This is a genomic window from Rubricoccus marinus (genome assembly GCF_002257665.1).
GTDB classification, from domain to species: Bacteria; Bacteroidota; Rhodothermia; order Rhodothermales; family Rubricoccaceae; genus Rubricoccus; species Rubricoccus marinus.
In genome coordinates this window covers 1010478-1021209 of sequence record NZ_MQWB01000001.1, presented here as the reverse complement: position 1 = coordinate 1021209, position 10732 = coordinate 1010478, and the positions used below count along the sequence as shown (strand labels likewise).

At 71.1% G+C, this 10732-nt stretch carries 12 protein-coding genes and 1 tRNA gene; 3 read left to right on the top strand and 10 right to left on the bottom strand.

The annotated features are described in order from the left end of the window. Positions 1 to 382, top strand: a 382-nt coding sequence (locus tag BSZ36_RS04080; protein WP_094546288.1) for a TrmH family RNA methyltransferase, incomplete at its 5' end; no start/stop codon positions are given. Between the two features lie 32 nt (positions 383 to 414). Here the strand turns inward: BSZ36_RS04080 and BSZ36_RS04075 are convergent. After that, complete coding sequence (locus BSZ36_RS04075) at positions 415 to 900, bottom strand: DoxX family membrane protein (protein WP_094546286.1); 486 nt, start codon at positions 898 to 900, stop codon at positions 415 to 417. Positions 901 to 1065: 165 nt separating this feature from the next. On the opposite strand from BSZ36_RS04075, the gene BSZ36_RS04070 reads away from it, so the two are divergent. Continuing rightward, positions 1066 to 1938: a hypothetical protein gene (locus tag BSZ36_RS04070; protein WP_143536746.1), complete on the top strand. Its 873-nt coding sequence runs from the start codon at positions 1066 to 1068 to the stop codon at positions 1936 to 1938. Positions 1939 to 1999: 61 nt separating this feature from the next. Here BSZ36_RS04070 and BSZ36_RS04065 read toward each other — a convergent pair whose 3' ends face one another. The 7 genes from BSZ36_RS04065 to thiS form a co-directional block, all read right to left on the bottom strand. Further along, positions 2000 to 2785: a M48 family metallopeptidase gene (locus BSZ36_RS04065; protein WP_094546282.1), complete on the bottom strand. Its 786-nt coding sequence runs from the start codon at positions 2783 to 2785 to the stop codon at positions 2000 to 2002. Between the two features lie 77 nt (positions 2786 to 2862). Then, the gene (locus tag BSZ36_RS04060; RefSeq protein ID WP_218827546.1) at positions 2863 to 4608 is read right to left on the bottom strand and encodes an amidase; all 1746 of its coding nucleotides are present in this window, start codon (positions 4606 to 4608) and stop codon (positions 2863 to 2865) included. 90 nt (positions 4609 to 4698) lie between these two features. After that, a tRNA-Arg gene (locus BSZ36_RS04055) sits at positions 4699 to 4772 on the bottom strand. 62 nt (positions 4773 to 4834) lie between these two features. Beyond that, positions 4835 to 5629 carry a bifunctional hydroxymethylpyrimidine kinase/phosphomethylpyrimidine kinase gene (thiD, locus tag BSZ36_RS04050; RefSeq protein ID WP_094546278.1) on the bottom strand — a complete coding sequence of 265 codons (795 nt, stop codon included), beginning with the start codon at positions 5627 to 5629 and terminating at the stop codon, positions 4835 to 4837. A 50-nt stretch (positions 5630 to 5679) separates the two neighbouring features. Beyond that, positions 5680 to 6381, bottom strand: coding sequence for a thiamine phosphate synthase (locus BSZ36_RS04045; protein ID WP_094546276.1), 702 nt, complete (start codon positions 6379 to 6381; stop codon positions 5680 to 5682). Continuing rightward, positions 6378 to 7229, bottom strand: a complete 852-nt coding sequence (gene thiG / locus BSZ36_RS04040) for a thiazole synthase (RefSeq protein WP_094546274.1) — start codon at positions 7227 to 7229, stop codon at positions 6378 to 6380. The genes BSZ36_RS04045 and thiG overlap by 4 nt, the downstream gene beginning before the upstream one ends. Continuing rightward, positions 7226 to 7447: a sulfur carrier protein ThiS gene (gene thiS / locus BSZ36_RS04035; protein ID WP_094546272.1), complete on the bottom strand. Its 222-nt coding sequence runs from the start codon at positions 7445 to 7447 to the stop codon at positions 7226 to 7228. The genes thiG and thiS overlap by 4 nt, the downstream gene beginning before the upstream one ends. A gap of 139 nt (positions 7448 to 7586) precedes the next feature. On the opposite strand from thiS, the gene BSZ36_RS04030 reads away from it, so the two are divergent. Beyond that, complete coding sequence (locus tag BSZ36_RS04030; protein WP_094546270.1) at positions 7587 to 8450, top strand: hypothetical protein; 864 nt, start codon at positions 7587 to 7589, stop codon at positions 8448 to 8450. Between the two features lie 99 nt (positions 8451 to 8549). On the opposite strand, the gene thiO is transcribed toward BSZ36_RS04030, so the two are convergent. Continuing rightward, a complete protein-coding gene (gene thiO, locus BSZ36_RS04025) occupies positions 8550 to 9668 on the bottom strand; it encodes a glycine oxidase ThiO (protein ID WP_218827545.1) in 1119 nt (372 codons plus the stop codon). Beyond that, positions 9665 to 10711, bottom strand: a complete 1047-nt coding sequence (locus tag BSZ36_RS19650; RefSeq protein ID WP_218827544.1) for a hypothetical protein — start codon at positions 10709 to 10711, stop codon at positions 9665 to 9667. The genes thiO and BSZ36_RS19650 overlap by 4 nt, the downstream gene beginning before the upstream one ends. Between the last annotated feature and the right edge of the window lie 21 nt (positions 10712 to 10732).

The window sequence follows — 10732 nt, the reverse complement described above, 5'->3', positions numbered from 1 at the left end:
CCTTAGCGGCTTCACGCCCACGCCCGAGCACCGCGGCGTGATCAAGACCGCGCTCGGCGCGCAAGAGGCTGTCGCGTGGAGCCACGAAGCGGAGGTGCTCCCGCTTCTGGAGCGGCTCCGCGACGAGGGCTACACGCTCGCGGCGCTAGAGATCACGGACCGCGCCATCGCGCCAGAGGCCATCGCGGCGGAGCACCTGCCTCTGGCGCTCGTCCTGGGCAACGAGGTCCACGGCGTCTCGCGCGAGGTGCTGGACGCGGTGGACCTCCACCTCGCGCTGCCTCAGTATGGCATCAAGGCGTCGCTCAACGTCTCGGTCGCGTTTGGCATCGCGGCGTACGCGCTCGTGGGCCGGATGCGCGGTCTCGGCGTTGCCGGCTGAACCCGGCCCCTGGCGCCAGAGGCCGGATGCGCCTAGAGTCTCTGCTCCGGCCCGGAGCGGCGCCGGACCGTCCCGCCCACGACAAAGCCTGCAGCGACGAGGACGAAGTTCTTGATGATGTACTGCCCTTCGAGCGTAAGCGCGAACACGTCCAGCGGGCTCGCCAGCGGCCACGTGGACCAGCACACCTCGGGCAGCACGATAAACGGCAGGAACGTGCCGGGCATCTGCAGCGCCAGCAGCAGCAGCGCGATGCGGATCGTCGGGCGGAAGAGGAGGAAAACGCCGATCAGGATCTCCCAGACCGCGAGAACGGGGTAGAACGCGTCCGGGTCGACGATCGGCACGGTGGCCTTGACGAGCGCCTCGGCCGGGCTGAGACCCGGCACCAGCTTGAGCGCGCCGAACCACACGAACACGACGCCGATGGCAATGCGCAAGAGGAACACACCGTGGCGGCGGAGGCCTCTGGCGAGGCGGTCATCGAAGCGGTCGAGGCGTTGCGCGAGGGCAGACATGGGAGCAGGGAATGAAGGCGGTGCGAGCGCCTACGCGCGGCCCCTGGCGCCGCCGCGAAGGGCGTGCGCAGAGACGCCGAAAGGAGCGAGAACCTGCCAGAGGCCGGGCCTCTGGCGCCGCCGCACGCCGACCCGGATCTTGCGGGCTCTCCCCTCTCCTACACCATGCCCCGTGCCCTTCTTCTCCTCTGCCTCCTGGTCCTCGCAAGCGGCTGCGACGACGGACTCGCCAAGCCGTCCGCACGGGACGTGGACGCTCGCGTGAGCGACGCCACCGAACGGCTGAACGCCTCCGAGGCCGGACGCTTGGTGCTCGCGTCCATCGACGCGCACGGCGGGTTGGAGGCGTGGTATGCGGGTGGCCCCCTCCGCTTCCGGTACGCCTACACGCGCCTGGACTCTGTGGGGATGCCCAGCGCCGAGCCGCCGCTCGATACGCGCCAGACCGTCGATGCGTGGGCGGCGCGCGCCACGCACACGCTCGCGGCAGATTCCACGGTCCGCTTTGGCTGGACCGGCACCCAAGCCTGGGCGATGCCGTCGCCAGAGGCCTTGCCGACCGACGCGCGCTTCTGGTCGCTCACGCCCTACTACTTCGTCGGCATGCCGTTCGTGCTCGCGGACCCGGGCGTGAACCTCGAAATGGCCGAGCCTCTGGCGCTGGACAGCACGACCACGCTGGAGCAGGTGTACGTCACCTTTGATGCCGGGACGGGCGATGCGCCGGACGACTACTACTACCTGCTTCTCGACCCGGAAACCAAGCGCGTCGCGGGCGTGCGCTACGTCGTCAGCTACGGGCCCTTCAACCCGGACGGCGGCCACACGCCCGAGACGATCATGCTCTATGACGGCGCGCAGACCGTCGGCGGGATCACACTGCAAGAAGGTTTCCGCTCCTTCCTCTGGGACGGCACCGGCGCCGGGACGCCCAAAGCGCGTGGCACGCTCACGGAGTTCGAGTTCGCGCCCGAGGTAACCAACGCCGACTTCGCCGCGCCGCCAGAGGCTACGGTCCTGCCGGACCTCGACGCGTAGCTCGGAGAAAGACGAAGCCTCTGGCGCCAGAGGCCATTCCCAGGCGCCAGAGGCTTTTCGGCTAGTAGCGCGAGGCGGCGCGCTTGGCCGCGTCGAAGCCCGACTCGTTCATGCGTAGGCCGCTACGGTTGACGCTCCGCGCGAGCGCTCGCACGTTGGCGGCGCGCTCGGACGAGAGCGGGTGCGTCCGCAGAAACGCGATGCCTCCGCCTTCGCCCTGCTCCGCGAGGCGCTGGAGAAGCTGCACGAGCCCGTCTGGGTTGTAGCCCGTCGCGGCCATGAGTTGGACGCCGAGTTCGTCGGCCTCGCGCTCTGCGCCGCGCGAGAAGCTCGCGAACGTGCCCTGCGCGACGATCTGCGCCGCGATCTGCTCGGCCACGCCGGGATCCGTGCCCAGGACAGCGCCGGCGACCGCGTTGGCGTCGTTCGCCTTGGAGAGCCGAGAGGTGCCATGGCGCGCCACGCCGTGCCCCACCTCGTGCGCGATCGCGCCCGCCAGTTCGGCCGCGCTACCGACGCGCTTGATGAGCCCGGTGTTGACGTAGATCAGGCCGCCCGGCGCGTTGAACGCGTTGATCGCGTCGTCCGCGACCACGTAGAACCGCCAGCGCTGGCCGGAAAGCGTCGTCTGCTGCACCATGCGCTGTCCCATCGTTTGGACATACTGTGTCAGCGCGCGGTCATTGACGAGGCGGAGTTGTCGGTTCAGATCGGCTTCGACCTGGCGGCCCAACTCCCACTCCTGATCCACGGAGTAGTAGTTGGTACCGGCGATCGTGGCGCATCCGGGCAGAACGGCGGCGCTGCCGACGAGGGAGAAGAGAACGAGAGCGAGAGGGAGTCGCATGTGTAGAGAGGTGGTGGGCCCGGGCTCCTGCAATGCCGGTGCCACCCCTTTGGATTCCCGCGCTCCGCGCCAGAGGCTCACGCGCCCACCGGCGGCCTCTGGCGGCTCCAGTCCGTCGCGCCCTGCACGGCGTGGGCGAGCACCAGCGGCGCGTGGTCGCCGTAGAGCGGGCCGAGAAACGTGATGGAGTGCGGCGTGCGCCGCGCGGCAGCCTCTGGCGCCAGAGGCGTGCCATCCTCGGCCTCCAGCGGGAAGAAGCCGTTGGGGATGCAGACCGCCGGGTGCCCCGTCAGGTTGGTCAGCGCGAGTTGGCTGCCGCCAAACGTGGGCGTCACAATGGCACGTACGGCGCCGAACGCGGCCTCGGTTTCCTGCACGAGCCTCTGGCGGATGCGCTGCGCGTTGATGTACTCCACGGCGGGGATCAGGCGGCCGTGGCGGAAGGTGTTGGGCCACGCGAAGCGCTCCTGCCGCACGAGCTGGTCCACCTCGCCGGAGCGCGTGAGGCCGTCGAACGCGGCGGCGGCTTCGGCAGTGACGGTCATGTCCATGCATGCGGTCGCCTCGGGACCGTCGGGCAGCGCGACTTCGACGAGGTCTACGCCCAGCCCTCGGAGCACGTCCAGCGTTGCGCGGTCGGCGCGGGCGCCGGCGTCGTCGCCCTCGAACAGAGCCGGGACGTAGCCGACGCGCATGCCCTGCACGCCAGAGGCGCCATCGAACGGGAAGCCGAGGTCGCCTCTGGCGGTGCCCACGTCGCGAATGGCGTCGAAGACGAGCGCGGCGTCCTCGGCGGATCGCGTCATGGGGCCGAGCTTGTCCAGGCTCCAGCACAGCGCCATCGCGCCGCGCGTGGAGACGCGCCCAAACGTGGGCCGGTGGCCGGTGACGCCGTTGCGCGTGGACGGGCTCACGATAGAGCCGTACGTCTCGCTCCCGATCGCGAACGGCACGAGCCCCGCTGCGACGGCCGCGCCCGGCCCGGCGCTGCTGCCACTGCTTCCCTCCTCTGTGTCCCACGGGCTGTTTGTGCGCCCGCCGAACCACACGTCGCCCCACGCGAGCGCGCCGAGCGAAAGCTTGGCCACGAGCACGGCGCCAGAGGCTTCGAGGAGTTCGACGACCGCCGCGTCCTCGTCGAGGACCTGCTCGCGGTAGGGCTCGGCGCCCCAGGTCGTGCGGGCGCCTCTGGCGGCGAGGAGGTCCTTGGCGCCATACGGGATCCCGTGGAGCGGGCCACGGTCCAGGCCTCTGGCGAGGTCGGCGTCGCGCGCACGGGCGGTGTTCATGGCGCGCTCCTCCAGCAACGAGATCACGACCTTGAGTTCGGGATCGTATCGCTTGAGGCGGCCCAGGAACAGCTCGGTCAATTCCACCGACGAGACGCGGCGCGCGCGGAGCAGCGCGGCGAGTTCGGGCAGACTCGCAAAGGCCAGGTCTGCCTCCGACGGCGTCATGCGGACGCGCTCGGGAATGCGGACGTGCATCGGCCCGCGCGGCGCCGGCGGCGCGGGGAAGTCCGGCGCGAGGAGCGGCGCGACGTGGTTGGGCGGCTCATTCTCGCGGATCGTCTCGTAGGTGCCCCGGCGCCAGTTCACGTCGGGCAGCATGAGCTCGCGCTGCTCGGGCCGGAAGCTGAGCCCGAGGACGGTCTCGGCGTGCGCGATGTCCTCGACGGTCACGTCCTCGCGCCGGGCCTCTGGCGCCAGAGGCGCGCGCGGCGGCGCGCCGGGCATGGCCGCGTGGGCCGCCAGAGGCGCGGGAAGAACAGTGGCGGCGCCCGCGGCGGCGCCGAGGGCGAGGAACTGACGGCGGCTCGGCATAACGGTGTGGAGGTGTTCTCTTCCCGAACCTCGCTCCGCCTTGCTGCTGGCGCAAAAAAAACCGCCCCTCAGTCTCTGAGGGGCGGTGTGTACGCCCGAGAGGATTCGAACCTCTGACCTTCGCATTCGTAGTGCGACACTCTATCCAGCTGAGCTACGGGCGCGCAGTGACCCAAGGTAAGGGGCCTCTGGCGTGGCGCCTCGTGAAGATGCGTTGGATGGGATGTCACAGTTGCGTGAGGCGCCAGAGGTGCCGCACGGGTCCGTTCCCGCTTCCAAGGCCGGGCGCGTGGCGGATCGCCTCGGTGAGGTAGCGCTTGGCGCCGGAGACGGCATCGCGCAGATCGGCGCCAGAGGCCAGGTACGCGGCGATCGCGGAGGCGAGCGTGCAGCCCGTCCCGTGCGTACTCGTCGTCTCGATGCGCTCGGCGCGGTACAGCCGCTCGCCTGCATCGTCGGCGAGAACGTCCACGGCGTCCTGCTCCCCTTCCAGGTGTCCGCCTTTGACCAACACTGCGCCTGCGCCCGCCTCGCGAAGCTCCGCCGCCGCCCGTCGCGCGTCCTCCAGCGTGCGGACCGGCCAACCCAGCAGCGCCTCAGCCTCGTGCGTGTTGGGCGTGAGGATCGTCGCCAGAGGCATCAGGCGCTCGCGGTAGGCGTCTACGGCCTCTGGCGTCAGAAGCGCGTCGCCCGAGGTGGCGACCATGACGGGGTCCACGACGAGCGGCGCGAGGCCTAGGCGCTCGACGGCGTCGGCAACGGCGTGGACGATCTCGGCCGTCGCCAGCATTCCGGTTTTGACGGCGCCGAGCGTGAAATCCGCTGCGACCGCGTCGATCTGCGCCGTGACGGCCTCTGGCGGGAGCACGTCCACGCGGCTCACGCCGAGCGTGTTCTGCGCGGTGATCGCCGTGATCGCGCTGGTGCCGAAAACGCCGAGCGCCTCAAAGGTCTTGAGATCGGCCTGGATGCCGGCGCCTCCTCCAGAATCGGAGCCGGCGATGGTGAGAGCGGTGTTCACGAGAAGAGCGGGGACGTAAGGGCGGGAAAGGAGGCCTCTGGCGCCAGAGGCTACGCGCTGACGGCATCGAGAAATCCCTGGACGGCGCGGGCCGGGCGGTGCGCGTCCAGGATCGCTGAGAGAACCGCGATGCCGTGCGCGCCTGCGGCGCGGCACTCGGCGACGCGGCTGGGCGTGAGGCCGCCGAGCGCGAGGACGGGGAAGGCTTCTGGCGCGGCTTCGCACGCGGCACGGAGCCTCGCGAGGCCGGCGGGCGCCGCTTCAGGGTGGGACGAGGTTCGATACACGGGCGAGAACAGCGCGTAGCTCGCGCCAGAGGCGGCGGCCTGCGCGATCTCGTCCGGTACGTGCGCGGAGACGCCCACGACCGCAGCGGTTTCGAGCGCGTTTGCCACCATCGACCCCACACCCAACGCCGAACCGCGCGCGCCGACGTGGAGATCGGCGCGGAGGCGGCGCGCGGTTTCAGGACGGCGGTTGACGGCGATGCGGACCTCTGGCGTGATGTCGCGTAGGCGCTCCACGACGCGGCCCGCCGCGCGGAAAAACACCGCGTCGTCCGCCGCGTGGTCGCGCAGCATCACCCAGCGCACGCCGGTGGCGACGGCCTCGGCGGCGAGCTTCCGAACGCGCTCGGGCGTTTGCGCCAGAGGCCCCTCGCCGCGGCCGCTGGCGAACCCGTCGGCGATGAGCAACAGCCGTGGAAGTGCGGGGGGCGCACCTGCGCCAGAGGCGTCCTCGGCCTCCCTCACGGCCTCAGTTCGATGCGCCCGGCCTCTGGGGTAGAGGCCTCGGCGTAGAGGCGGCGTGGGATGCGGCCGGCGAGGTGCGCGAGGCGGCCGGCGAGGGTCGCGTGGCGCATGGCGGCGGCCATCTGCGGTGGCCGCTCGGCGCCGGCGACGGCCGTGTTGAGGAGGATGCCGTCGTAGCCCAGCTCCATCGCGAGGGCAGCGTCCGAGGCGGTCCCGATGCCGGCGTCCACGACGAGCGGCACGTCGGGCAGGATCTCGCGGAGGATGCGGAGCGCGTACGGGTTCGTGAGCCCCATGCCGCTGCCGATGGGCGCGCCGAGCGGCATCACCGCCGCGCACCCCATGTCGGCCAGGCGCCGGGCCGTGACCGGGTCGTCGCCGCAGTAGGCGAACACCTCGAAGCCATCGGCTACGAGTTCGCCCGCTGCCTTGACCAGCTCAATCGCGTCCGGGTAGAGCGTCTCGTCCTCGCCGATCACTTCGAGCTTGACGCGGTCCGTTTCCAACGCCTCTCGCGCGAGTTGCGCCGTCAGAACGGCCTCTCGCGCGGTGTAGCAGCCCGCCGTGTTGGGGAGCAGGTGGAGCGGGCGCTCAGCCGAATGCCTCTGGCGCAGCGCGCTCAGCAGCGACGTGCCGCCGCTCTCCGTCAGGTCGATGCGCCGCACGCCGACGGTCACGAGTTGGGTGCCGCTGGCGTCCACGCTGTCCAGGAGCGACTGAAGGCTGGGGTACCGGCTCGTGCCAAGCAGCACGCGCGAGCTCAGCGTGAGCCCGCCGACGGTCCACGTGTCGGCCTCTGGCGCGAGTGCGTCGCCAGAGGCGCCGGGCGACGTGTGAGATTCGGTCATCCGCCCTGGGAGGCTGTGATGATCTCCACGCGGCTGCCTTCCGCCAGCGGCGTCTCGTCCCAGAGCGCGCGGCGCACCACGCGGTCGTCGTGGGCGACGGCGACGCCGGGCTGGTCGGGATCGCGGCCGAGATGCGCAAGGAGCGCGCGCAGCGTGAGCCCTTCGGGCACCTCGCGCGCCTCGCCGTTGACGTGGATGGTGTGGGTGCGTGTCGTCATGCCGCAAGCTAGCGCTCGCCTCTGGCGGAGGGCGCCGGTTCAGGCGCCCCGGGCGTCGCGCGCGCGTTCCGCCAGAGGCCCGCGTTGAGGGTGCCCGCGTCAACCGGCCGATTCACAGGACCAGACTTCCCCCCTTCCCATGCTGCCGCTCCCGACGCCTGGACGCCTGCTCGTCCTCTTTTTCGTGCTCGCCGCCCCCGCTGCTCTCGCGCAAACGGCGCCTTCTCCCTACATCGACAAGGACGCCTCCACCACATACGAGGCGGACGCCTTGGTCCAGGAACCGTCGCTGGAGATCGACGCAGCCGTTGCCGACGCGATGCGGGCGTCCAGCAACGCGATGGCCGACAGCACGGCGCCAGAGGCGCTGGAGGACCTTATGCGTGAGATGGAGGCCGCCATCGCGCAGAGCGAGAACGGCGAGATCCCGGCCGGCATGGAGGCCGAGATGGAAAATGTGGTGACGGAACTGGCCTCCGGCATGGCGCAGATGATGGGCGCGATGTTCGGGCTCTCCGACGAGGAGCTGGCCGAGATGGGCGAGCAGGTCCGGACCGAGGGCACGATGACGCGCACGGTGTCGCAAGAGGCCGCCGCGCCGCGCAGCACCAACCGCCTGTACCGCCGCGCGAGCGTGCAGAGCTACCCCGTCATCCCGAACGGGTACGGCATGGACGGCGACGGCTACCCGGACCGCATGGCCATCTCGGGCACGATCGTCGCCGCGGGCTCGCTCCGCATCTGCCGATTCGACGCACCGCCCGTTAGCCGCTGGCTCCGCATCCGCCTCAGCGACACGAGCGCCACCTACCCCGGCGAGCAGATCGTCGTGGCGGTGCAGTGCCACGAGGACAAGAAAGAGCTCCTCGTCGGCCGCCGCGTGCGCATGGAGGTGTGGAAAAGCATCGCCAGCCGCCCCATCCGCATGGCCACCGACGACGTGCCAAGCGTAGGCACGCCGATGTACGAGAGCTACCCCGGCAACGTCCGCCTCGGCGGCTGATCCTCGCCTCTGGCGTAGATCCTCCCGTTGCACATAGATCCCGTGAGGCCCGGCCCCATTGGTCGGGCCTCGCGTTGCGTTCGCCTCTGGCGCCAGAGGCTAGAAGCGGGTGGCCGCGAACGGCGGCGGGATGGCGCTGGGCTCACCGGAGAGCACCGCCTCCACATCTGCGGCGACGAGCGCGGCCATGGCGGGGAGCAGCAAGAAGCCGTGGCGGTAGGCGCCAGAGGCCAACACGAGGCGCCTCTGGCGCGAGCGGCCCAGGATCGGCGCGTGGTCCTGGCTCGCCGGGCGGAGCCCCGCCCACGTCTCGATCACGTCCAGTTCCTCAACGCCGGGCGCGACGCGGACGGCGCCTTCGAGCAGGCGGTAAAGCCCTCCGGCCGTGAGCGCGGTGTCCTCTCCCCTCTCCTCGCTCGTCGCGCCGATGACCAGCCGGCCGTCGGCCTTGGGCACGAGGTAGGCGCGCGGGCCGCGGATCACGCGGCCGAACGAGACGTCGGCGTTCATGCGGACCGACAGCGCCTGCCCCTTGACGGGGCGGACGGGCGGCGCCGGGTCCAGCCCCGCCAGCGTCCCGCTCTGCGCCCCCGCCGCGATCACGACCGCCTGGCCACCTACCGTCTCGCCCGAGGCCAGAACCGCCTCTGGCGCCTCGCCTCCGCGGACAGCCACGACAGGGGCGTGCTCGCGCACGCTCACGCCAGAGGCCCGGCACGCGGCAGCGAGCGCGCGCACGACGGCGCGCGGGTCCACCTGATGATCCTCTGGCGAGAGGATCGCGGCCGGAATGCGGGACGTGAGCGCCGGTTCGAGCTCGGCCGCTTCGGGCCCGGAGAGCCAGGTAACAGGCACGCCCTGGCGCTCCTGAAACTGGTAGAGCCGCCGCAGCGCTCGTGCGCTGTCGCGGTCGTCGGCTACGACGAGCGTCCCGGCGGAGTCGAACCCGACGCTCTCGCCAGAGGCCGCTTCCACTTCGCGGGCGTACGCCGGCCACAGGCCGAGCGACTCGCGGCCAAGCCCGTACAGGTCCAACTCATCGAAGCCGATCTCAGCCGCGGGGGCGAGCATCCCGGCGGCGGCCCAGCTCGCGCCGCGGCCCAACTCGCCGCGCTCCAGGATGGTCACGCGACGGCCCGCCTTCGCGAGCGCCCACGCCGCGCCCATTCCGGCGATGCCGCCGCCTACGATCACGACCTCGGCCTCTGGCGTGCTCAATAGACCTCCGGCACGTAGTCCATCACCTCCAACTCCAGGCCCATCTCGACCGCGCGCTCGTAGGCCGTGTTGATCCGGTTGTCGCCTTGCGGGTAGTAGCGGTAGACCACGTACCAGGCGTCGTCCAGCAAGAGCGGGCCGACCACATCGATGCCGGAGTCGAGGTGCGCGAGCGCGCGGGCCTCGGCGTGCTCGCGCGCATTGAGCGGTCCCCCGAGAACGAGGACGTCCATTCCTCCCTCGACGCCTGCATCTGGCGGGTCGGCCAGAATCGCCGCCAGCGGCTTCTGGTAGCGCGATGCCCGCGCGTCGCGCACGAACGCCGCCAGAGGCTCGCGCGACGCCATCCACGGGAAGAACTCCGTCGTGGCGACGCCCGCCATCCATTGCGGCTCGTCCATGCCTTCCATCGCCACCGGGTGGAGGCTCGCGAGCGTCAGCAGCGCGCGGCCGAACGCCTCTTGCGTGGCACCGACGTACGGGCTGGACGGGTACTCCGCCCGTAGCTGTTCGCCAGCTACAATCATCTGCGCCTCGGCGTCGAGGTCTCCGAACGGGTACTCGCCTCCGGCGCCCTCGCCCTCGGCCGCGACAAACGTGAGGTACAGCGCGAGGTCTGGCGGCGCGAGCCGCAGGAGGGCTTCGTCGGCGAACCGGCCCTGGGTAAGGCCGAAGATCATGCCCTCGGCCTGAACGGGGATCAGCCCGAGAGCCGCCGTTTCCGCGTAGAGGGCCTCGGCATCGTCGTAGCGCTCCCCCTCGGGCGCGAAGAACCACGTCTCCATCCGGGGACTTAGCCGCGCGACGAGCGAGTCGCGAAAGGTGACCACGCGGACCAGGTCGCCCGGGGTCGCGAGGGCCTCTGGCGCGTAAGCGCAGAGGTAGAGATGGAGGAACATCTCAGCCTCGTCGTCGCCAGAGGCGATCTCGGAAAGGAGCGGCGCGCGCTCGGGGGCGCGGTGCTGGGCCGGGTCCGCTTCGCAGATGGCTTGGGCCGAGGCGCCAGAGGCGGAGAAGGCAAGGACGAGGAGAAAGAAGCGCACAGCGGGGGGCGAGGATCCGCC